We start from the raw sequence: 21,216 nt of genomic DNA on the forward strand, positions 1-21,216 counted from the left end.
CGGCTCGATCGGCTCGATCAATGTCAGTGGGAAACGGCCCGCCACGCCCCTGCGGGGACATGGTGGGCCGAGCGCTGCCAGCCCGGTGTGACGAGGTGCTCCTCCCGCGCGCCGGCGGCCGGTTCGGCGGTCGACAGTGCGCGCAACACGGCGGTGGCCGCGGCGAGTTCCTCGTCGGTCGGAGCGCCCCGCACAATCCGTACCTTCACCATCTTCACCATCTTCGTCGTCTTCTTCGTCTTCGTCGTCTTCGTCGTCTTCGTCGTCTTCGTCGTCTTCATCGGAATCCCCTCACATCGGCGGGTTGCCGTGCTTGCGCGGCACAAGCCGTTCCTGCTTGGTACGCAGGATCCGCAGCGCCTCGGCAACGACCGCACGGGTGCGCCGTGGGTCGATGACGTCGTCGACCAGGCCGCGCTCGGCCGCGTAGTAGGGGTGCATCAGGGTGTCGCGGTACTCCTGCGTCAGGATCCGGCGTGTGGTCTCCGGGTCGTCGGACGCGGCCACCTCCCGCCGGTGGATGACGTTGACCGCTCCCTCTGCGCCCATGACGGCGATCTCGTTGGTGGGCCACGCGTACGACAGGTCGCAGCCGATGGAGCGGGAGTCCATCACGATGTACGCGCCACCGTAGGCCTTGCGCAGGATGACCTGCACCCTCGGCACGGTGGCCGCGCAGTAGGCGTACAGCAGTTTCGCGCCGTGCCGGATGATGCCCCCGTGCTCCTGGGAGGTGCCCGGCAGGAATCCGGGGACGTCGACCAGGGTGAGCAGGGGGATGTTGAACGCGTCGCAGATCTGGATGAAGGAGGCCCCCTTCTGCGACGCCTCGATGTCGAGCACGCCCGCCAGGTGGCGCGGCTGGTTGGCGACGATGCCGACGGTGTTGCCGTCGACGCGCGCCAGCACGCACAGCAGGTTGGCGGCCCACTGCTCGTGCACCTCCATCAGCTCCCCGCCGTCCACCAGGTGTCGGATCACCTCACGCATGTCGTACGGCTGGTTGGGGTCGGCGGGAACCAGGTCGAGCAGGCGCTCGTCGAGGTCGTCCACACCCGGCGCGGGCTGCTCACCGGGGGGCAGCTCGCGGTTGTTGGCGGGCAGCAGCGACAGCAGGAAGCGGACGTCCTCGATGCAGGACTCCTCGTCGTCGTAGGCGAACGCGGCGGCGCCCGACACCGAGGCGTGCAGGTCGGCGCCGCCGAGTTCCTCGTGGGTGACCTTCTCGCCGGTGACCGTCTCCACTACGTCCGGGCCGGTGATGAACATCTGGGAGATGCCTCGCACCATGAACACGAAGTCGGTCAGCGCCGGCGAGTAGGTGGCGCCGCCGGCGCACGGCCCGAGCATGACGCTGATCTGCGGGATCACTCCGGAGGCGCGTACGTTGCGGCGGAAGATGCCGCCGTATCCGGCCAGGGCGGTGACTCCCTCCTGGATCCGGGCGCCCGCGCCGTCGTTGAGGCTGACCAGCGGGGCCCCGGCAGATTCTGCCATGTCCATGATCTTGTGGATCTTCGCGGCGTGGGACTCGCCCAGGGAGCCGCCGAAGATACGGAAGTCGTGGGCGTACGCGAAGACCGTGCGGCCGTGCACGCGGCCCCAGCCGGTGACCACACCGTCGGTGTGGGGGCGCCGGTCCTCCAGCCCGAATCCGCCGGCGCGGTGCCGCCGCAAGCCCTCGATCTCGACGAACGTCCCCGGGTCGAACAGCGTCTCCAGACGCTCGTACACGGTCAGCTTGCCTCGGGCGCGCTGCGCCTGGGTCGCGCGCTCGCCCGGACCGCCGCGCACGCTCTCGCGCAACCGCAGCAGTCCGGCGGTCCTCTCCCGCATTCCGGCCGACGCGGGCGCGGATTTGGGTGCGGGCGCGGATTTGGGTGCGGTGCCGGTCGGGCGTTCATCCAAGGCCGTCATCGATATGCAACTCCCCTGTAACATTCGGCCGTTCACCGGCGTTCTCGCTGTCGTACGAGAGGATGCGACCCGCCAATGGAAGCCGAATAAAAGAAGCGGGAAAGCAATTCCCTTGCTCCCCCACCGGAACCGTCAAGGGTTCTTTCGACGCGTTCTTTACGCGCCTTCTATGCGCGCCGCGAAGAATCTCAACGGCACCGAATGTGAGGAGTCAGCCATGACAGCAGCGACAGAGGTCGCACTGAGCTTCGCCCGCACGGTCGAGCGCTCGCTGGTGCACCGGGCCGCCGTGTCCGAGGTGTTCGTCACCGACCTGTACCAGTCCGGCACCGCCGCCTTCGTGGCCGGTGCCCAGCTTCCCCTTTCTCATGGTTACTTCGGCGACCATCTGCGGGAACCGGCGTCATACGACTTCCTGTTACTGCTGGAGTCCGCCCGCCAGGCGTGCACGGCGGCCGGGCATCTGTACTTCGAGGTGCCCCGCGACACCGTGTTCCTCGTCAACGACTGGTCGATCCGCATCGAGGACCTCGACGCGCTCACGCCAGGCTCCCGGCCCGGCGAACTCCGTCTGGAGGGGACCGCCGAGCGTCAGGAGGGCCGCGGCGGCCGGCTGCGGGGAGTGCGCTTCGATGTGTCCCTGCGCCTGGGCGGCCGGTCCGTGTGCCGCGTGGAGATCGGCACCAGCACATCGCCTGCCGAGGACTACCAGAAACTCCGCTTCCTCCAGCGCAGGTCGGCCCCGCCGGTGACCGGGGACCTCGGCACCGTGGCGCGCGGCAACGCCGTCGGCACCGCCGCGGTCGGCCGTGTCAATCCGCTCAACGTGGTCCTCGGCGAGCCCGTGTGGGCGGACGGTGCGGTGTCCGCCCAGGTTGAGCCGCGGCTGGAGAACCGCAGCCTCTTCGACCACTCCTACGACCACATCCCGGCGATGGTGCTCGCCGAGGCGGCGCGTCAGCTTGCCCACCTCGCCGGGGTGCCGACCGCCGCGGCCGTGACCGCGTGCACCGCCCGCTACCTGCGCTTCGTCGAACTCGACAGCCCGGTGGGGGCCACGGCACGCCCGCATCCGGCCGGAGCGGGAACGGACGCCGCAGCGGGCGCCGGAGCAGGAACGGACGCGGCGGCCGAACTCCTCGTCGAGTTCCGGCAGGACGGGGCTGTCGTCGCCGAGACGTCCCTGACGTTCGCCTCTCCCTCTCCCGCCGCCGCACTCCCGGGCCCCGCGGTCACGCGGGAGGCGTCGTGAGCGCGGTCCGGTCCGCCGTGCGGGCGGTGTGGAGCGACTTCGGCGGAGTCCTGACCCCTCCGGTCGGCCGCGACTTGGAGGATTTCTGCGCCCGGGAGAACATCCCCGCTCCCGCGTTCCGGGAGGCGATGGCCGAGGTGGCGCGGCCGTTCGGCGGCGACATCATGGCCCCGCTGGACACCCCGCTGCTCAGCGAGGAGGAGTGGGCCGCCCGGATGGCTGCCGAACTGAAGCGCGGTACGGGCCTGGACGTCGACCTGTCGGGGTTCGGCGACCGCTGGTTCGAGGGGCGGCGGACCAACCACGCCTGGCTCGGCTTCCTGCGCGAAGCACACGACGCGGGGGTCTTCGTGGGTCTGCTGTCGAACATGCCACCCGCCTGGGACCACCAGTGGCGACGGATGATCCGGCCCGACGGCCTCTTCGACGAGCTGATCCTTTCCTTCCAGGTCGGCGCCCGCAAACCTGAGCGGAAGATCTTCGAGCTCGCCGCCGAGGCCGCGGGCGTCCCGGCACACGAGTGCGTGCTCGTCGACGACATCGCGGCCAACTGCGCGGGCGCCGAGGCGGCCGGCTGGCGGTCCGTCCACTTCACCGGCGCCGAGGAAGCCGCGGCCCTGCTGCGCCCACTTCTCGCCCTGCCGTCCCCCCGCGTCTGAGACAGGAGACCACCGTGTCACGTACCGTCCTCATCACCGGCGGAAACCGAGGGATCGGGCTCGCCCTGGCCCGCGCGTTCACCGAGGCAGGCGACAAGGTCGCCGTCACATACCGGACCGGTGAACCGCCCGAGGGACTGTTCGGTGTGCGCTGCGACGTGACCGACGCCGAGTCCACGGAGCTCGCCGTCGCCGAGGTGGAGGCCCAGTTCGGCCCCGTCCAGGTTCTCGTCGCCAACTCCGGCATCACACGGGACGGTCTGGCGCCCGTGATGCGGGACGAGGACTTCGAGGACGTCCTGCGGACGAACCTCGTCGGGGCGTTCCGGACGGCCCGGCTGGCCGCCCGGTCGATGATCGGCGCCAAGTGGGGGCGCATCGTCTTCGTGTCGTCCGTGATGGGCTTCCTGGGCTCCCCCGGCCAGGCGAACTACGCCGCCTCGAAGTCGGGGATGCTCGGCCTGACCCGTTCCCTCGCCTGGGAGCTCGGCTCCCGCAACATCACCGTCAACATGGTGACCCCCGGTCTGATCGAGACCGACATGATCCGGGCGGTCAAGGACAAGCGCAGGGACCAGTTGCTCAGCCAGACGCCATTGCGTCGCACCGGCACACCCGAGGAGGTCGCCGCGGTCGTCCGCTTCCTGGCGGGCGACGGCGCCTCCTACATCACCGGAGCCGCCGTACCCGTGGGCGGTGGCCTGGCCATGGGGCAGTAGACGCCCGCGGTCGTACCCCCGATCGGCCGGCCTTGCGTACGCCTGCCCGTATCTCCCCGTACACGCCTCACACACCGCCCCTGTGGGCGCGGGCACCCGTCCGCGCCCGACCGAGAACCCGGTGCCGCATGTCGGCGGCTCCGGGCAAGCCGAGAGGAGTCCGAAGTGACGGACGAGGAAGTTCGCCAGATCGCCGTGGACATGGGTCTGATCTTCAACGACGGTATCGACGAGGTCGCGCACAAGCTCGTCGCGCCGGAGTTCATCGACTACGAGGCTCCCGAGGGTTCGCCGCGCGGCCCGGAGGCGTACGCGAACACCGCCCGCTGGATGCGCGGCGTGTGGGAGGACGCCCGTTGGGAGATAGTCGACTCCTTCGCCAAGGGCGACAAGGCGACCCTGCGGGTGATCTTCTCGGGCCGCCAGGTCCAGGACTTCATGGGCGTCCCAGCGACCGGTAGGAAGGTCCGGGTGCAGCACATCCACATCTACCGGGTCGAGGACGGCCAGGTTGTCGAGCACTGGGCGGTCCGGGACGACCTGGAGCTGTACCGCCAACTCGGCGCCTGGGACAAGCCGCTGATGGGCGCACCCAAGCCGGCCCCCACGGCCTGACATCCCCGACGCGCGAACGCCCTGTGGGCGGCACCCGAGGTACGGGGTGCCGCCCACAGGGCGTGCACCGCGCCGGTGCCGCCCCCTTCGGTGTTTCCATCGGCCGACCCGGTTCGGCCCGGCTCGGCCCGGCGTTTCCCATCGGCCCGTCCGGCTCAGCGCTTGAGCGGCCCCACCCCGTGGAGCAGCGTGTCCACGACCGCGGCAGCGAGCGTGTCGGGGTCCATGTCGCTGGCGGCGCGCTCCAGGATGGCCTGCTCGATCAGGGCGTGGTAGACGCGCTGCGCCCAGGCCAGATCCGTGCCGGGACGCAGCAGTTCGGCCTCGAGGGCACGTTCGAGGAGCATGAGGCCCTTGGCGAAGATCCGCTCGTGGGCGGCGACGGCCTCGGGGTCGCGCAACTGGGGCTGGCTGATGGCGAACCGCCAGCCGCTCTTGACCTGAATGACGTTGGCGGTGACCTGGTGGAGCGACACCAGGGGCGGCGCGGTCTCCGGGCGGCCCGCGTCGATCGCCTCCTCCACCTGCCGGAAGGCGTGGGAGGCCAGCGCGTCGAGCAGCGCCTCACGCGAGACGAACCGCCGGTGCACGGTGGTGCGCGCGACGCCCGCGGCGGCCGCGATCTGTCCCAGACTCGCGGACGGATCCTCGCTCAGCACGCGCTCGGCGGTCTCGAGGATCGTGCGGACGGTTCGCTCGGTGTCCGCGCGCAGCGGGCGTTCTCTCGTGGGTCCCGACACGGCCGTGTCCGCCTTCCCTGTGCCTCGTCCCGGTTTCTCGCTTCGCTTCGGGAGCTCGCTCCGCAGGGCACGCCCCACGAGTTCGTAACCTCCCCGTAAAGGTACATCAACGCTGCAAGAATCCGAAGAGATGCATCATTAGTGTTGCATCTTCTCAGTTCTTAGCTACATTGATGTAGCGAGAAGCGACGAACATGCAGCTCTCAAGAAGCAACGAAGGAGTGAATCGCCATGTCCCAGGACCGGCAGGACTGGATCGAGACGTACGAGGTCCAGGAGGGCTTCGCCGCGAGCGGCCCCGCGGAGCTGCAGCGAGTCGGCGTCCTCAAGATCGGCCGGCCCGACGCCCGTCGCGTCCTGGTGCTGGTGGGCGGCCGCGAGGGCGGCGCCGCGGTCTTCAAGCACACCGCGCGCAGCCTCGCCGAAGCCTCCGACGACCTCCAGGTGTGGGCGGTCGACCGCCGGGAGCAGAACCTCGCGGACCTCTCCGGGTTCGAGGGCGGCCCCGGGGAGGCCACCGAGTACTACCTGGACGGCCACTACACGTCACGCGAGTCCACGGACCACCTGTACGCGGCCGAGTGGGGGCTCGAGGTCCTCCTGGAGGACCTGCGCCGCGTGATCCTCGCGGCGTCGGACGGCGGGCGCCGCGAGGTGGTCCTGGGCGGCGTGTCCGTGGGCGCCACCGCGGTCCTGCTGTACGCGGCCTGGGACTTCGACGGCACTCCGGGCTATCGCGACCTGGCCGGACTGGCCGTCGTCGACGGCGGCGTCCTGAACGCGTTCTCCGGCGCCGGCATGGAGTTCGATCTGCCGTTGGAGGCCGCCGAGGGCTGGCTCGCCCAGATCGAGGGCGGCGCCGTCTTCGAGGACTTCACCAGCACCACCGTAGGGCTCGGCACCCGCCCCGAGGACGCCGCCGTCTGGTTCCAGCTGGCCGCCGTCCACGCCGTGGCCGACCCCGACGGCCCGTCGGTGCTCGCCGACCGGCTGCCCGAGGCCCACCGCACCGACCGGAAGCTCACCAACGCGGGCCTGCTGGGCCTGCTCTTCGACGCGGAGCGTGGGCACCCGTCTTTCTCGGTGCACGCCGGCCTCCTGGAGGACAGCGGTGCCTGGGCCGAAGGCGGCCCGACGCGCCTGGCAACCGTCGCCGAGGCCTTCGCCGGTCCCCGGCCCGGCGCGTGGCTCTGGTACACCCTGGGCCGGGTCCTGCTCGACTACGTCGCCGGGCTCCCCTTCACCGAGACCGACGTCACCCGGCGTCTCGGACTGCGTGTGAAGCACGGCGCCGACATCGACGTACCCCTCTACGCCTTCCAGTCCGGGCTCACCAACGGCACCACCGGCCAGGCCGCCGCCTCCGTCACCGCCGCCAGCCGCATCCCGGAGCTGTCCCTCCACTCGGACTCCGCCCTCACCCACCAGGACGTCGTCTACGCGGACTGGGAGAGCAACCGCTTCCTGCGGACCCTGTCGCGCTTCCTGAAGGAGCTGCCCGCCACCAGCCGCTGACGCCACGTCAGCCGCCGTACGCCGCCGCCATGACCGGGCGGCAGGAGGCGACCCCCGCGCCTCCTGCCGCCCTCCCCGGATTCCCACCCGGACTCCCGGGCTTCCCGGAACCGCCGGGACCGGTTTTCTCGGAACCCTCGGAAGGAGAGCAGTCGGATGACTGCCGTCGCCACGCCTGAGGCACCTCCACGGGCAGGACTGACCCTGTTCGCCCTGTGCCTGGCCGTCTTCATCGTCCCCATCGGCCTCAGCAGCCCGCCCGTGGCCCTGCCCGCGATCGGCCAGGACCTCGACGCGGGTGTCGTACCGCTGCAATGGGTCGTCAACGCGTACAACGTGACCGCCGCCAGCTTCATGATGGCGGCGGGCTCCATCGCCGACCGGATCGGCCGCAAGAAAGTCTTCGCGTTCGGCGTCGCCCTCTACGCGGTCTCCAGCCTGATCGGCGCGCTCGCCGGCCACGTCATCGTCCTCGACGTCGCCCGCGGCGTCGCGGGCATGGCCGCCGCCTGCATCATGACCGCCGGCGTCTCCGTCATCGCCAACATGTTCCACGGCGCGGCCCGCACCAAGGCGTTCGCCTACGTGGGCGTGACCATCGGCGCGGGCCTCGCCCTCGGCCCGACGACCTCCGGCCTGCTGGTCTCCAGCCTCGGCTGGCGCTCGGTGTTCTGGGTCCAGGTCGTCATCGCGGCGGTGTCCCTCATCGGCTTCACGTTCGTCCAGGAGTCCAAGGACCCCGAGGCGAACTCCGTCGACTGGCCCGGAACGGTCACCTTCACCCTCGGCCTCTTCCTCTTCACCCTGGGCGTCATCGAGGGGCCGCAGTGGGGCTGGGGCAGCGTGCCGGTCCTGGGCCTGTTCCTCGGCTGCGCGCTCTTTCTCAGCGTCTTCGTCGTGGTCGAACGCCGGCAGACCAGGCCCATGTTCGATCTCACGCTCTTCACCGAGCCGGGCTTCCTGGCCGTCAATCTCCTCGCCACGGCGGTCTCCTTCGGCTTCGTCGGCCTGATGGTCCTGCTGCCGTCGTACCTCGTCGGTGCCAACGGGCTGAGCGACAGCCAGGCCGGTCTGACCCTGCTCCTGCTCACCGCCCCGGTGCTCGTCTTCCCGCTGGTGGCCGGCCGCCTGGTGCAGTCCGGGGCCTCGATGCGCTCGATTCTGAGCTTCAGCCTCGTCCTCGTCGCCGGCGGGTGCGCCTGGCTGACCGTCGTCCACCCGGGCATTGGCCTACTGGGTCTGGCCGGGCCACTGTTGCTGGTCGGTGTCGGCATCGGTCTCATCTACGGCCTCATGGACGGGGCGGCGGTCAGCACCGTGCCGCCCTCCAAGGTCGGCATGGCGAGCGGCATGTTCAACACCATCCGGCTGGCCAGCGAGGCCGTCGCCGTCGCGGGTATGGTCGCCGCGCTCGTCTCCCTCGTGCAGAACGCGATCTCCGACGGGCTGGGCCGCTTCGCCCAGGGAACCGACCTCGACACGCGTGCCGTCGCCGACAGCGTGGCCAGCGGCAACGTCGAGGGCCCGGTCGCGCAGGTCGAGGCCGGCGTGCGGGAGCAGTTCGCGGCCTTCCTGCGCGACGGCTACACCGAGGGCTTCCAGATCGTCCTCTGGTGCGCGGCGGCGATCTCCCTGGTCAGTGCCGTGGTGATGTACCGCATCCTCACCGACCGCACGGATGACGCCGGGCAGGACGCCCAGCCCGCACCGGACGAGAACTCGTCCACCACGAGCGCGGCCGTCTGAGCCCTCTGTTCGCCGGCGGTCCGAGCCCGGTTCGTAGACGATCCGAGCTCCGGTCCGCCCGCCACGCCCGTCCCCCGCAGCCGGGTCACCGTCGACCTCGCGGGGCGACGGGCCCTGGCGCGCGACTCCTCCGACGAGTACGGCGCGTCCCACCCTCCCCCTCGGCCACCGGCCCGCCACCCAGGAGCCCTTCTTGCCGTACGACACCTGGTCCACGGGTCAGGTCCGGTCCACGTACGACATTCCTTACGATCCCCACGACACTTCTTACGACACGAGGTGCCAGTCAGGCCCTCTGCAGGGGCTGGCCCTCGCACTCGACCGTTTCGTCCCGTCGTCCCCGGGCCGACTCCACCGGGAAGAGGAACGGTTGCTGCACGGGATGGGGCCCGGCAGGCAGGCCGACTTCGTGGCCGGCCGGCGGGCTGCGGCACGGGCCCTGGACGCGCTCGGCCGCGCCGGGCCCGTCTTGCGCGAGGGGCGGAGGCCTCTGTTCCCACCGGGGGTGCGCGGCTCGATCAGTCACTGCGTCGGGCACATCGGGGCGTGCGTCGCCACCACGAACCCGGCGGTCGCCGCCGTCGGCATCGACCTGGAGCGCACCGACCGGCTGACGTGGGGGACCACCCATCTGATCTGCACGCCTCGGGAGGCCCGTTGGGCAGCCGCCGCCAGGCGGCCGGAGAGCCGCCTCTCGGTGGTCTTCTCGGCCAAGGAGGCCGTCTACAAAGCCTTGTCCGCGCTTTCTCCGCACCGTCGGCCGCTCTTTCACGACAGTGAGATAAAAATATCCGGAAAACGACTCGACATTCGCGTCTCCGGCGACCTTTTACCACCGGGTCACGACATCTTCGGCTGGGCGCTGCTCATACCCGGTGGCTATGTACTGACCTTCACGGCCGTCACCATCCGACGACACACATCTATTCGGTCCGGACATCAACCTTCGTTTCATTTCCTTGCGGAAACCCAAAAAGCCGTGTGACCCTTGCATCGAAAGGTGATTGCAGGGAACACTCATACGGGGGTTCACAATGCTTCGCTTCAAAATGCTTGGATCGCTCGAGATCCTGTGGGATTCGGAGAAATTGGCCGTCCCACGCGGACCGAAGGTCAGGCAGCTGCTCTCCCTACTGATTCTACAACCAGGATCCGTTGTTTCGCACGGGTCAATAGTGGATGAACTCTGGGGAAAGGAACCTCCGAAGACCGCACTGTCCACGGTGAGAACACACGTCTATCATCTGCGACAAATCCTGCATCAGGAGATCGGGGAGCGAATACCCGCCACCCTCATCGACACCTGTTCCACCGGCTATGTCCTGCGCGCCCTGCCGGAACAGGTGGATACGCAGAACTTCATGCTCCTGGCCCGACAGGGCGAGGCCGCACTGAGCAGCGGGAATCTCGTCGAAGGGTCCCACCTGCTGAAAAAGGCCCTCGACCTGTGGCGGGGTGGCGCCCTCTCCGACATCACGAGCGGGTCGGTCCTCACTCAGCACGTACAGCACCTCGAAGAACTCTACATTCGAATCCTGCAGCTGCGGATAGGAGCCGACATGCAGTTGGGCCGGCACAGTCACGTTGCCGCCGAACTGAAACGTCTGGTCATTCGCCACCCTCTCAATGAATGGCTGCACGGACAACTCATCACCGCGCTCTATCACAGCGGCAGACGGGGCGATGCCCTGCGCGCGTACCAGGAACTCAGGAAGATACTGCGGGAGGAACTCGGCCTCGACCCCTCACCGGAGCTCCAGCTCGTGCACCAGGAAATACTCTCCAACAGTGGAATATGCTCCATGAATTTCCTTCCAGGAATACTGGGAGATATTACAGGTGAGCCCTTCCGTCGCGCGTCGTGAACAACCTCCGGAACGTCCGGAATAGATTCACCTATTCATCTGGGTACTCCGTCCGGCCACTCACCGTTCCCGGTGGCGCCGCCTTCTCTTCTTCCCTGTCCGAGGAGCCATCGTGCGCAAGGTGTTGATCGCCAACCGAGGCGAAATCGCTGTCCGCGTCGCCCGGGCGTGCCGGGACGCCGGGATCGCGAGCGTGGCCGTGTACGCCGATCCGGACCGGGACGCGCTGCATGTGCGGGCCGCGGACGAGGCGTTCGCGCTGGGCGGTGACACGCCGGCGACCAGCTACCTGGACATCGCCAAGGTGCTGCAGGCCGCGAAGGATGCCGGTGCGGACGCGATCCACCCGGGTTACGGCTTCCTCTCGGAGAACGCGGAGTTCGCCCAGGCGGTCCTCGACGCGGGGCTGATCTGGATCGGCCCGCCCCCGCAGGCGATCCGCGATCTGGGTGACAAGGTCGCGGCCCGTCACATCGCCCAGCGCGCGGGCGCCCCGCTCGTCGCCGGCACCCCGGACCCGGTCTCGGGCGCCGACGAGGTCGTGGCGTTCGCCGAGGAGCACGGCCTGCCGATCGCCATCAAGGCGGCCTTCGGCGGCGGCGGCCGCGGCCTGAAGGTCGCCCGCACCCTCGAAGAAGTCCCGGAGCTGTACGACTCCGCGGTCCGCGAGGCCGTGGCGGCCTTCGGCCGGGGCGAGTGCTTCGTGGAGCGCTACCTGGACAAGCCGCGCCACGTCGAGACCCAGTGCCTGGCCGACAGCCACGGCAACGTGGTCGTCGTCTCCACCCGTGACTGCTCCCTGCAGCGCCGCCACCAGAAACTGGTCGAGGAAGCCCCGGCCCCCTTCCTGTCGGAGGCGCAGAACGCCGAGCTGTACGCCGCGTCGAAGGCCATCCTCAAGGAGGCCGGCTACGTCGGCGCCGGCACGGTGGAGTTCCTGGTCGGCACCGACGGCACGATCTCCTTCCTGGAGGTCAACACCCGCCTGCAGGTGGAACACCCGGTCACCGAGGAGGTCACCGGCATCGACCTGGTCCGCGAGATGTTCCGTATCGCGGACGGCGAGGAACTCGGCTACGACGACCCGCCGCTGCGCGGCCACTCCCTCGAGTTCCGCATCAACGGCGAGGACCCCGGCCGCGGCTTCCTCCCGGCCCCCGGCACCGTCACCACGTTCACCCCGCCCACCGGCCCCGGCGTCCGCCTGGACGCCGGCGTCGAGTCCGGCAGCGTGATCGGCCCCGCCTGGGACTCCCTCCTGGCCAAACTCATCGTCACCGGCGCCACCCGCGAGCAGGCCCTGCAGCGCGCGGCCCGCGCCCTGGAAGAGTTCCAGGTCGAGGGCATGGCCACCGCGATCCCCTTCCACCGCGCGGTGGTCAAGGACCCCGCCTTCGCCCCCGAACTGACCGGATCCACGGACCCCTTCACCGTCCACACCCGCTGGATCGAGACCGAGTTCGTCAACGAGATCAAGCCCTTCGTGGCCCCCACGGACACCGCCGAGACCGACGACGACACCGACCGCGAGACGATCGTCGTCGAGGTCGGCGGCAAGCGCCTGGAGGTCTCCCTCCCCGCCGCCCTCGGCATGACCCTGGCCCGCACGGGCCTCGCGGCCGGCGCCAAACCCAAACGCCGCGCGGCGAAGAAGTCGGGCCCGGTCGCCTCCGGCGACACCCTCGCCTCCCCCATGCAGGGCACCATCGTCAAGATCGCCGTCGAAGAGGGCCAGGAGGTCAAGGAAGGCGACCTCGTCGTCGTCCTCGAAGCCATGAAGATGGAACAACCCCTCAACGCCCACCGCTCCGGCACCGTCAAAGGCCTGAGCGCAGAGGTCGGCGCCTCCGTCACCTCCGGCGCGACCATCTGCGAGATCAAGGACTGACCCGCATCTCCATACGCGCGGCCGTAACCCGTTCGGTCCTTCCTTCCCTCGCTTCCCTTCTTTTCCAGCACCCCACTCTGAGAGAGGCACCACCATGCCCAACGTCCAGCGACGGCCGCGTAGGACGGTCGTCCCCGGAGTCCTCGCCCTCACCGCCGCCCTGATGCTCCCCACCACGGCGACCGCCCAGGCCGGAACCGGCCCTGCCGGGACTTCCGCCTCCTCTGCCGAGGAAACGGCACCGCTCCCCGCCCTGATCGAGGGGTCCGGCGCCGCCATCCACCCAGAAGGCGTGGCCTGGGACCCGACACGCTCGGCCTTCCTCATCGGCTCGATCCGCTACGGCACCGTGTCCGTCGTACGGGCCGACGGCGTACCGCGCACGCTGATCGACGACCCGGAGCTGATCGCCACCGGCGCGATCCGCGTCGATGTGGCCCGCAACCGCCTCCTGGTGACGTACGACGACGTCTACGCGGGCCCGGGGGCCCTGCTCAGCGTGGGCTCCACTGCGGAGACCGCCGGACGCCACGCCGGCCTCGCCATCTACGACCTGCGAACCGGCAGACTCCAGAAGCGGATCGATCTGGGCGAGGCCCCCGGCTGGCACCTCGCCAACGACATCGCGCTCGACCCGGCGGGCAACGCGTACGTCACCGACTCCTTCTCCGGCCACATCTTCAAGGTGACACCCTCCGGCGCGAAGTCGACGTTCCTCTACGCCCCGGCCCTCGACGCGGGCATCACCGACAACCTGCCCAACGTCGGCCTGAACGGCATCGTCTACCACCCCGACGGCTACCTCCTGGCGGTGCGCTACGACACGGGTGCGATCTTCCGCATTCCCCTCGACCACCCGGACCGCTTCAGCGAGGTCACCCTCCAGGACCACGTCCCGGGAGCGGACGGCATGGCCCTCACGGCGGACGGCACGCTCTACGCGGCGACGAACACGATCCGCTCCAACGGCATCGACGGCCTGTTCAGGCTCCGCTCCGCCGACGGCTGGAAGACCGCGTACACCGTCAGCAAGGAGGCCTCACCAGAGGCGGCCCCCACCACCGTGGCCGTCACCCCGTACGGCGACTACGTCCTCAGCAGCAACCTGAACGTCCTCTTCGGCAGCGGCGGCACCCAGACCCGCGACGGCCTCGTACTGCGCCGCTACTGAAGTCCGTGTGCCCGACAAGCGACGCGCAGTCCACCCACCGACCGACCACTCAGGAAGCACGGAGAGAGAACATGGACCACCGTCTGCTCGCGGGCCTGGAGGTCTCCGCCCTCGGCCTCGGCTGCATGGGAATGAGCGACTTCTACGGCGTGCCCGACGACACCGAGTCCGTCGCGACGATCCATCAGGCGTTGGACGGCGGTGTCACGCTGCTGGACACCGCGGACATGTACGGCCCCTTCACCAATGAGCGCCTCGTCGGCAAGGCCGTCGCCGGCCGCCGTGAGGAGGTCGTCCTGGCCACGAAGTTCGGCATCGAACGCGCCCCGGACGGCACGGTCAAGGGCACCAACGGTCGCCCCGATTACGTACGTTCGGCCTGCGAGGCGTCCCTCCGGCGCCTGGGCGTCGACCACATCGACCTGTACTACCAGCATCGCGTCGACCCCACGGTTCCCGTCGAGGAGACCTGGGGTGCCATGTCCGAACTGGTCGCTGCCGGAAAGGTCCGGCACCTGGGTATCTCCGAGGCCGCGCCGCACACCCTGCGCAGAGCGCACGCCGTGCATCCCGTCTCGGCGGGGCAGTACGAGTACTCCCTGTTCACCCGCGACGTCGCGGAGAACCTGCTGCCCACCCTGCGCGAACTCGGTATCGGACTCGTGGCCTACTGCCCCATCAGCCGGGGCATGCTGTCCGGCGGCGTCACCGGCACGGACACACTCGCCCCCGGCGACGCGCGCCGCGCAGCGCCCCGCTTCCAGCACGAGGCCCTCGACACCAACCTCGCCCTCGTCGCGAGGCTCCAGAAGGTGGCCGCCGAACTCGACGTGACCCCGGCGCAGCTCTCCCTGGTTTGGCTGCTGGCCCAGGGCCCCGACATCGTCCCGATCCCGGGCACCAAGCGCCGCACGCACCTGGACGAGAACCTGCGAGCGGTGACCCTGCGCCTGACCGCGGACCAGCTCGCCACCGTCGAGGAGTGCATACCCCCGGCGGCTGTCGCCGGCGCCCGCTACGACGAGGCCCGTATGGCGACGGTCAACCTCTGAGCCGGACCCGCGAACGCCCCCGAACAACCCGAACGACCCTTCCCCTCCCAGGAGACAGAAAAGATGAGGATCACCGTGCTCGGCGCAGCCGGAGCCACCGGCCGACGTGTCGTCGAACAGCTACTGGCCCACGGTCACACGGTGCACGGCACCGTTCGCACCGCCGCCCAGGCCGACGGGCTGCGACGCAAGGATGTCGAGACGGCGATCGTCGATCTCGCGGCCCCCACGCCGAGCTTCGTGGATGCCTTCCGTGAGTCGGAGGCGGTCGTCAACACGGCCGCCACGCGCAGCATGAACAAGCGAGAGGCCGAGCTGATCGACCACCACGGCATCGTCGCGGCCGTCGACGCGGCGGTGACCGCCGGCGTGAAGCGCTGGGTCCAGCTCTCGATGTGGGGAACAGCGGACCCCTCCCGCCTGCCCGGCTACCTCCGGGACACAGCCCGCGCCAAGCTCGCCGCTGACGACCGGCTCGGCCACTCGGGCCTCAACTGGACGGTCGTACGTCCCCCGTGGCTGACCGACAACGCCCCCACCGGCCTCGTCACGGTCGGGGACGAGGTCGAGGAGGGCTCCCTGAGTCGGGACGACCTGGCCGCGGTGCTCGTCACCGCTCTGGACAACCCCGCCACGTTCCACCGGGCCTTCGAGGTGACCGGCGGCGGCCGGCCGATCTCCGACGCCCTGGACTCCCTGACGGATCGATGATCCGACCACCTGCCGCCCGGCCGGGCCGACACAACCCGGCCGGGCTTCCTGGGGCTGCCTCAGCCGTCGCGCGGTTCCCGTACGACCACCACATCGCCCGGAGCGACCCGCACCGCCCGGCCCTCGACACCCCCACCCGTCAGCAACTCGGTGGCGGCACCCGAGACCTCGACCTCGGCCACCTGGTCACCGTGGTTGATCAGGAAGAGGAAGTCGGCGTCCGGCCCCCGCCGCAGTACGGCCTCCACACCCTCGGGGGTCTCACGCACCGGCTTCACGCCCGCCTCGTCCCGGATGCGGTCCAGGAGGGACGCCAGGGTCGTCGGGTCCGGGCGCGTGGCCACGTACCAGGCCGTACCCGAGCCGTGCGTGTGACGTGTCACCGCCGGGACGCCGTGCAGCGGGCCGGAGGCGTACGTCGCGATCGGCTCGGCGCCCGCCAGGGCCATCCGCTCCGACCAGACCTCGCCCGCAGCGCCCTCGTCCAGGCCGGCCAGGTCCACCGACTCCCCCGGCAGCAGCGGGAACAGCTCGTCCGTCCGCACGCCCAGCGCCTCGCGGAACGCGCCCGGGTAACCGCCCAGCCGGACATGGCCGTTCTCGTCCACCGCGCCGCTGTGGAAGCCGACGGCCAGCGTGCCGCCGGCCTCCGCGAAGCCCGTCAGGTTCGCCGCGCCCTCGTCGTCCACCAGGTACAGGCTCGGCGCCAGGACCAGCTTGTACGGGGAGAGGTCCGCGTCCGGGCGTACGAAGTCCACGGCGACGCCCGACCGCCACAACGGCTCGTACCAGGCGCGGACCAGGTCCTGGAAGCGGACCTCGCCGCTCGGTTGCGAGGGGAGTTCCACCGCCCACCAGGCGCTCCAGTCCCAGACGATCGCCACCTCGGCGACACCCGCACTGCCGCGCACCTCGGCCAACGACCGCAGATCCGCGCCCAGTCGGACCACGTCACGCCAGATCTGGCTGTCCGTGCCCGCGTGCGGCAGCATCGCCGAGTGCCACTGTTCGGCGCCCGCCTTGGCGGCCCGCCACTGGAAGTACGCGATGCCGTCCGCGCCGCGCGCCACATGGGCCAACGCGTTCCGGCGCAGTTCGCCCGCCGTCTTGGCCCGGTTGACCGGCTGCCAGTTCACCGCGCCCGTCGAGTGCTCCATCAGCAGCCACGGACGGCCGCCCGCCAGTGACCGCACCAGGTCGCCGCTCAGGGCGATGTCGATCTGCGACTCCGGGTCCGTCGACTGGAGGTAGTGGTCGTTGGAGACGATGTCCAGCTCGGGGGCCCAGCGCCAGTAGTCCAACTTGTCGAAGTTGTACATCACCATGAAGTTGGTGGTGGCGGGGGTCGACGGGGCCGCCTCCCGCAGCACCTCCCGCTCCGCCTTGCACAGCGACAGCAGTGCGTCGCTGCAGAAGCGGCGCCAGTCCAGCTGGTGGGTCGGGTTCGGGACCGCGCCCGTCGGGCGGGGCGGGATGATCTCGTCCCAGTCGTAGTACCACTGGCTCCAGAACGTCGTGCCCCAGGCGTGGTTCAGCGCCGCCAGGTCGTCGTCGTATTTCTGCCTCAGCCAGACGCGGAACGCTGCCGCGCTCGTGTCGCAGTAGCACTCGGCGTTGTGGCAGCCGTACTCGTTGTGGATGTGCCACATGACCACGGCAGGGTGGTCCGCGTACCGCTCGCCCAGGACGCGGGCGATCCGCAGGGCCGCCTCGCGGTAGGCGGGACTCGACGGGCAGAAGGTCTGGCGGCTGCCGTACGAGAGCGTGCGGCCGTCCCTGTCGACCGGCAGGGCGTCCGGGTGGGCCCGGAAGAACCAGGCCGGCGGAGCCGCCGTCGGCGTCGCCAGGTCGGCCGCGATGCCGTTCTCATGGAGCAGGGCCAGGATCCGGTCCAGGCGGGAGAAGTCGTACGCGCCCTCCTTCGGCTCCAGGAGCGCCCACGCGAAGATGTTGACGCTGACCATGGTGACGCCGGCCTCACGCATGAGGCGTACGTCCTCGGCCCAGACCTCCTCGGGCCACTGCTCGGGGTTGTAGTCACCGCCGTAGGCGATGCCGGGGACCTTCAGTTCGCGAGCGGTCATCGGGCAACTCCTGTCAGAAGGCGGCGGGTTGTGTCCACGCCCCAGGTGTCCAGCGACAGCAGGCGGTCGCTGGACGCCATCAGGCCGCCCGTCGACTCGACGTGGGCCGCCCAGCGCTCCCGTGTCTCCACGGCGGGGCGGGCCATCAGGCAGTCGGGGTCGTTCGCCCAGAGGCGGCCGTGCTGCCACTGGCGGCCGGCGCCCGTGAACTCGGCGGGGTCCTGGCCGGGCTGGCTGTAGTCGTCCGCCTCGGGGCGGCGGTGCGGGGCCGTGTCGGGGCTGACCCGCATGGCGTCGAACAGGCCGATGGAGGGGAGGACGGGCGCGCCGCAGCCCAGGAGGTAGGCGTCGGGGCCTATCGCGTCGCGGATCAGCTCGATCCCCTGGCGGTACGCCGTCAGGGCGTCCACCGGCGTGTGCCGTACGCCCTCCAGCGCGCCCGCGTACAGGAAGTCGACCTTGAAGTAGTCGTAGCCCTCGGCGCGCAGGGTCGTGAAGACCTCGGTCAGGTACGCCGCCGCCTCGGGGTGCGTGGTGTCCAGGACGTGGAGGTCGTGGTCCCAGTTGCGGCCCGCGTGCAGGGGCTCGCCGTCGGAGTCCTTGACCAGCCATTCCGGGTGCTCGGCGGCCAGCGTGCTGGACGGGTCGACGAGGAAGGGGGCCGTCCAGATGCCGGCGCGGCGGCCCCTCGCCCTGATCGCGTCGGCGATGCCCGCGCGGGAGCGGAAGCGGCCGGAGAGCGTGAGCCAGTCGCCGAGGGCGCGCTGGTAGCCGTCGTCGATCTGGACGACGTCGATGGGGAGGTCGAGGGTGTCCATCGCACGGAGGTTCTCGTGGATGTCGTCCTCGGTGACGGAGGTGAAGTACTCGTACCAGGAACACCAGACCGTCGGGGCCGGGCGGGGGGCCGCCAGGCCGAGGCCGGCGGCCCAGTCGCCCAGGACCGACTGGATGTCCGTGCCGGTCCACTCCTTCACCGGGCCGTCGGAACTCACCTCGGCGACCCCGTCCCGTACCACCAGGCGGATGGACGGGACCTCACGTACGGGGTCGGGTGCGGCCCAGAGGCGGACCGGTGTGCCGTCGCCCGGGTCGAGGGCCAGCAGGCCCTCCCCCTGGAAGGTACCGGCGGGCACGGCGACACCCGGGCGGTAGCAGACCGTCGCCCAGTTGTCGTTCGTCGGGCGGTACGGGGTCGCGTCGAGGGCGTAGGCGCCACTGGGGCTCCAGGACTGCCAGCCCTCCTCGTGGACCCGCGCCGTACTGATGTCCACGGGCACGGAGACCACGTGGGTGAAGGGGTGGTGCACGAAGCTTCTCTTTCAAAAAGTGGGCGGTCAGCCCTTGTTGGCGCCCAGGGTGAGGCCGCTGACGAACTGTCGCTGGAGTGCGAAGTAGACGATCAGGGTGGGGATGGCGGTGAGGAGGGCGCCGGCGGCGACGAGGTTGGGGTCGGTGAAGTACTGGCCGGAGAGGTTGTTCAGGGCGGAGGTGATGGGCATGTTCTCGCCGGTGGAGATCAGGACGAGGGCCCAGAAGAAGTCGTTGTAGATCCAGATGGAGAGCAGGGTGGCCAGGGCGGCCATGGCGGGCTTGCACAGGGGCAGCACGATCTGCCAGTACAGGCGCCAGACGGAGGCGCCGTCGACGAGGGCGGCCTCGGTCAGTTCGTGGGGCAGGGAGCGCATGTAGTTGCTGAGGACGAAGGCGCAGAAGCCGGACTGGAAGGCCACGTGGATGAGGACCAGGCCGAGGGCGGAGTCGTACAGCTTGCCGCTCATGGTGATGCCGGGGATGTCGATGAGCAGGTACAGGCGGTACAGGGGGGTGATGATGACCTGCTGGGGGAGCAGGTTGCCGGCGGTGAAGACCAGCAGGAGGAAGAGGTTGATCCGGAAGTCGAAGCGGCTGACGTAGAACGCCACCATCGAGGACAGGAACAGGGTGAGCAGTACCGCGGGGACGGCGATGATGAGGGTGTTCACGAAGTAGTGCGTCATCTCCGACTGGGTGAACGCGTTCGTGAAGTTCTCGAAGCTGAGCTTGTCGGGCCAGGAGACGTAGCCCTTGTCGCTGGTTTCGCCGTAGGGGCGCATGGCGGCGTACAGGGCCCACAGCAGGGGGGCCAGCCAGGCCAGGGCGGCGCCGGCGAGGAAGAGGTGCAGGAGGATCCGGGCGGGGCGGACGGGGGTGCGCTGTGTGGCCGGCGCGCTCGCGGCGGTGGTGGTGGTGGTGTCGAGGGTGCTCACGCTTGCCGCTCCTTCCGGAAGGTCGCGATCAGGTAGGGGATGATCACGGCGAGGGAGATCACCAGGAGGACGACGGCGATGGCGGAGCCGTATCCGATACGGCTGGACTCTCCGATGATGTTGTTGGTGACGAGGATGGAGAGCAGTTCGGTGCCCTCGGCGCCCTTGTTGAAGACGAAGACGAGGTCGAAGGCGCGCAGGGCCTCGATGATGGTGACGACCAGGACGACGGTGTTGGTGGGGCGCAGGGTGGGGAAGATGACGTTCTTGAACGTCTGCCACTCGTTGGCGCCGTCGAGGGCGGAGGCTTCCCGCAGGGAGGGGTCGACGCCCTTGAGGCCGGCGAGGTAGAGGATCATCATGTAGCCGGCGTGGCGCCAGGAGGCGGCGATGAGGATGGCCCAGAGGTTGAGGTCGGGGTCGCCGATCCAGTCGATGTAGTGGCCCGGTTCGTTGGCGCCGATCAGGCTGTTGATGAGGCCGGTGTCGGGGTTGTAGATCAGCTGCCAGACGAAGCCGATGACCGCGAGTGACATCACGACGGGCAGGAAGAAGGCCGTCTGGTAGACGCGGGAGAAGCGGATCTGCTTGTCCAGCTGCACGGCCAGGAGCAGGCCCAGCGGTGTGGGGATCAGGATGAGCGCCACGAACCAGATGATGTTGTGCTGGACGGCGGGCCAGAACTGCGGGTTGTTGGTGAACAGTTCCTTGAAGTTGTCGAACCCGACCCAGGTGATGGCGTCGAAGCCGATGCCGTCCCAGGTGGTGAAGGCCAGCGCGATCGAGGCCAGCGCCGTCACCCAGACGAGGGCGACGTGCAGGATCGTCGGCAGACCCGCCATCAGGCCCAGCGTGAGCCTGTCCCGACGGGTGAGGAGCCGCCGGTGCCCCTGAGGCACCTTGGCGGCCTTGGTGGTCTTGGCAGGGCCGGAGCCCGGAGGCGGCGTGGCCGCCTCCGGGCTCGTGGTGGGGATGGTCGTCATGTCAGAAGGTCATCCAGTCGTGAGGACGGTCGGTCGTCAGGACGGCGTCG

General features: G+C 69.8%; 19 protein-coding genes. 12 read left to right on the top strand and 7 right to left on the bottom strand.

Translation table 11 applies throughout. From position 1 onward, the window contains the following. Positions 1 to 23: 23 nt before the first annotated feature. Together JIX55_RS19725 and JIX55_RS19730 are read right to left on the bottom strand one after the other, a co-directional pair. Complete coding sequence (locus tag JIX55_RS19725) at positions 24 to 281, bottom strand: acyl-CoA carboxylase subunit epsilon (protein ID WP_257564628.1); 258 nt, start codon at positions 279 to 281, stop codon at positions 24 to 26. A 10-nt stretch (positions 282 to 291) separates the two neighbouring features. After that, entirely contained in the window at positions 292 to 1,917 is a 1,626-nt protein-coding gene (locus JIX55_RS19730) for an acyl-CoA carboxylase subunit beta (RefSeq protein ID WP_443046464.1), read from the bottom strand. A 217-nt stretch (positions 1,918 to 2,134) separates the two neighbouring features. On the opposite strand from JIX55_RS19730, the gene JIX55_RS19735 reads away from it, so the two are divergent. The 4 genes from JIX55_RS19735 to JIX55_RS19750 all read left to right on the top strand — a co-directional run bounded on the left by JIX55_RS19735 (position 2,135) and on the right by JIX55_RS19750 (position 5,162). Then, positions 2,135 to 3,169, top strand: coding sequence for an AfsA-related hotdog domain-containing protein (locus JIX55_RS19735; RefSeq protein WP_257564629.1), 1,035 nt, complete (start codon positions 2,135 to 2,137; stop codon positions 3,167 to 3,169). Continuing rightward, positions 3,166 to 3,828, top strand: coding sequence for an HAD-IA family hydrolase (locus JIX55_RS19740; protein WP_257564630.1), 663 nt, complete (start codon positions 3,166 to 3,168; stop codon positions 3,826 to 3,828). The genes JIX55_RS19735 and JIX55_RS19740 overlap by 4 nt, the downstream gene beginning before the upstream one ends. 14 nt (positions 3,829 to 3,842) lie before the next feature. Next, on the top strand, positions 3,843 to 4,547 hold the full coding sequence (gene fabG / locus JIX55_RS19745; RefSeq protein WP_257564631.1) for a 3-oxoacyl-ACP reductase FabG: 705 nt from the start codon (positions 3,843 to 3,845) through the stop codon (positions 4,545 to 4,547). 165 nt (positions 4,548 to 4,712) lie between these two features. Further along, positions 4,713 to 5,162 carry an ester cyclase gene (locus JIX55_RS19750; RefSeq protein WP_257564632.1) on the top strand — a complete coding sequence of 150 codons (450 nt, stop codon included), beginning with the start codon at positions 4,713 to 4,715 and terminating at the stop codon, positions 5,160 to 5,162. Positions 5,163 to 5,317: 155 nt separating this feature from the next. On the opposite strand, the gene JIX55_RS19755 is transcribed toward JIX55_RS19750, so the two are convergent. Next, on the bottom strand, positions 5,318 to 5,902 hold the full coding sequence (locus tag JIX55_RS19755; RefSeq protein WP_257564633.1) for a TetR/AcrR family transcriptional regulator: 585 nt from the start codon (positions 5,900 to 5,902) through the stop codon (positions 5,318 to 5,320). A gap of 231 nt (positions 5,903 to 6,133) precedes the next feature. On the opposite strand from JIX55_RS19755, the gene JIX55_RS19760 reads away from it, so the two are divergent. The 8 genes from JIX55_RS19760 (at position 6,134) to JIX55_RS19795 (ending at position 15,850) form a co-directional block, all read left to right on the top strand. Further along, the gene (locus JIX55_RS19760; protein ID WP_257564634.1) at positions 6,134 to 7,417 is read left to right on the top strand and encodes an alpha/beta hydrolase; all 1,284 of its coding nucleotides are present in this window, start codon (positions 6,134 to 6,136) and stop codon (positions 7,415 to 7,417) included. Between the two features lie 156 nt (positions 7,418 to 7,573). Beyond that, complete coding sequence (locus JIX55_RS19765; RefSeq protein WP_257564635.1) at positions 7,574 to 9,163, top strand: MFS transporter; 1,590 nt, start codon at positions 7,574 to 7,576, stop codon at positions 9,161 to 9,163. 370 nt (positions 9,164 to 9,533) lie between these two features. Further along, positions 9,534 to 10,148, top strand: coding sequence for a 4'-phosphopantetheinyl transferase superfamily protein (locus tag JIX55_RS19770; protein WP_257569392.1), 615 nt, complete (start codon positions 9,534 to 9,536; stop codon positions 10,146 to 10,148). 64 nt (positions 10,149 to 10,212) lie between these two features. Continuing rightward, on the top strand, positions 10,213 to 11,028 hold the full coding sequence (locus JIX55_RS19775; RefSeq protein WP_257569393.1) for an AfsR/SARP family transcriptional regulator: 816 nt from the start codon (positions 10,213 to 10,215) through the stop codon (positions 11,026 to 11,028). A gap of 112 nt (positions 11,029 to 11,140) precedes the next feature. Further along, positions 11,141 to 12,916: an acetyl/propionyl/methylcrotonyl-CoA carboxylase subunit alpha gene (locus JIX55_RS19780; RefSeq protein WP_257564636.1), complete on the top strand. Its 1,776-nt coding sequence runs from the start codon at positions 11,141 to 11,143 to the stop codon at positions 12,914 to 12,916. A 94-nt stretch (positions 12,917 to 13,010) separates the two neighbouring features. Next, positions 13,011 to 14,087 (top strand): SMP-30/gluconolactonase/LRE family protein, encoded by a 1,077-nt coding sequence (locus tag JIX55_RS19785; protein WP_257564637.1) that lies wholly within the window; start codon positions 13,011 to 13,013, stop codon positions 14,085 to 14,087. A gap of 71 nt (positions 14,088 to 14,158) precedes the next feature. Continuing rightward, positions 14,159 to 15,139 (top strand): aldo/keto reductase, encoded by a 981-nt coding sequence (locus tag JIX55_RS19790; RefSeq protein WP_257564638.1) that lies wholly within the window; start codon positions 14,159 to 14,161, stop codon positions 15,137 to 15,139. A gap of 63 nt (positions 15,140 to 15,202) precedes the next feature. Next, entirely contained in the window at positions 15,203 to 15,850 is a 648-nt protein-coding gene (locus tag JIX55_RS19795; protein WP_257564639.1) for an NAD(P)H-binding protein, read from the top strand. A 59-nt stretch (positions 15,851 to 15,909) separates the two neighbouring features. On the opposite strand, the gene JIX55_RS19800 is transcribed toward JIX55_RS19795, so the two are convergent. Genes JIX55_RS19800 through JIX55_RS19815 form a run of 4 tightly spaced genes read right to left on the bottom strand, consistent with a single transcriptional unit; the run spans position 15,910 to position 21,166 of the window. Further along, complete coding sequence (locus JIX55_RS19800) at positions 15,910 to 17,934, bottom strand: beta-galactosidase (RefSeq protein WP_257564640.1); 2,025 nt, start codon at positions 17,932 to 17,934, stop codon at positions 15,910 to 15,912. Then, a complete protein-coding gene (locus tag JIX55_RS19805; protein ID WP_257564641.1) occupies positions 17,931 to 19,244 on the bottom strand; it encodes a glycoside hydrolase family 36 protein in 1,314 nt (437 codons plus the stop codon). The genes JIX55_RS19800 and JIX55_RS19805 overlap by 4 nt, the downstream gene beginning before the upstream one ends. 27 nt (positions 19,245 to 19,271) lie before the next feature. Further along, positions 19,272 to 20,183, bottom strand: a complete 912-nt coding sequence (locus JIX55_RS19810) for a carbohydrate ABC transporter permease (protein WP_257562173.1) — start codon at positions 20,181 to 20,183, stop codon at positions 19,272 to 19,274. After that, positions 20,180 to 21,166, bottom strand: coding sequence for a carbohydrate ABC transporter permease (locus tag JIX55_RS19815; protein WP_257564642.1), 987 nt, complete (start codon positions 21,164 to 21,166; stop codon positions 20,180 to 20,182). The genes JIX55_RS19810 and JIX55_RS19815 overlap by 4 nt, the downstream gene beginning before the upstream one ends. Positions 21,167 to 21,216: the final 50 nt, after the last annotated feature.

The sequence above is a fragment of the Streptomyces sp. DSM 40750 genome (assembly GCF_024612035.1).
Classification (GTDB): domain Bacteria; phylum Actinomycetota; class Actinomycetes; order Streptomycetales; family Streptomycetaceae; genus Streptomyces.

What these genes read in the sequence shown, in the direction of transcription:
- JIX55_RS19790 (WP_257564638.1), top strand. Translation starts at nt 14,159, where the DNA reads ATGGACCACCGTCTGCTCGCGGGCCTGGAGGTCTCCGCCCTCGGCCTC.
- JIX55_RS19760 (WP_257564634.1), top strand. Translation starts at nt 6,134, where the DNA reads ATGTCCCAGGACCGGCAGGACTGGATCGAGACGTACGAGGTCCAGGAG.
- JIX55_RS19730 (WP_443046464.1), bottom strand. Translation starts at nt 1,917, where the DNA reads ATGACGGCCTTGGATGAACGCCCGACCGGCACCGCACCCAAATCCGCG.
- JIX55_RS19735 (WP_257564629.1), top strand. Translation starts at nt 2,135, where the DNA reads ATGACAGCAGCGACAGAGGTCGCACTGAGCTTCGCCCGCACGGTCGAG.
- JIX55_RS19775 (WP_257569393.1), top strand. Translation starts at nt 10,213, where the DNA reads ATGCTTGGATCGCTCGAGATCCTGTGGGATTCGGAGAAATTGGCCGTC.
- JIX55_RS19815 (WP_257564642.1), bottom strand. Translation starts at nt 21,166, where the DNA reads ATGACGACCATCCCCACCACGAGCCCGGAGGCGGCCACGCCGCCTCCG.
- JIX55_RS19765 (WP_257564635.1), top strand. Translation starts at nt 7,574, where the DNA reads ATGACTGCCGTCGCCACGCCTGAGGCACCTCCACGGGCAGGACTGACC.
- JIX55_RS19795 (WP_257564639.1), top strand. Translation starts at nt 15,203, where the DNA reads ATGAGGATCACCGTGCTCGGCGCAGCCGGAGCCACCGGCCGACGTGTC.
- JIX55_RS19785 (WP_257564637.1), top strand. Translation starts at nt 13,011, where the DNA reads ATGCCCAACGTCCAGCGACGGCCGCGTAGGACGGTCGTCCCCGGAGTC.
- JIX55_RS19725 (WP_257564628.1), bottom strand. Translation starts at nt 281, where the DNA reads ATGAAGACGACGAAGACGACGAAGACGACGAAGACGACGAAGACGAAG.
- JIX55_RS19800 (WP_257564640.1), bottom strand. Translation starts at nt 17,934, where the DNA reads ATGACCGCTCGCGAACTGAAGGTCCCCGGCATCGCCTACGGCGGTGAC.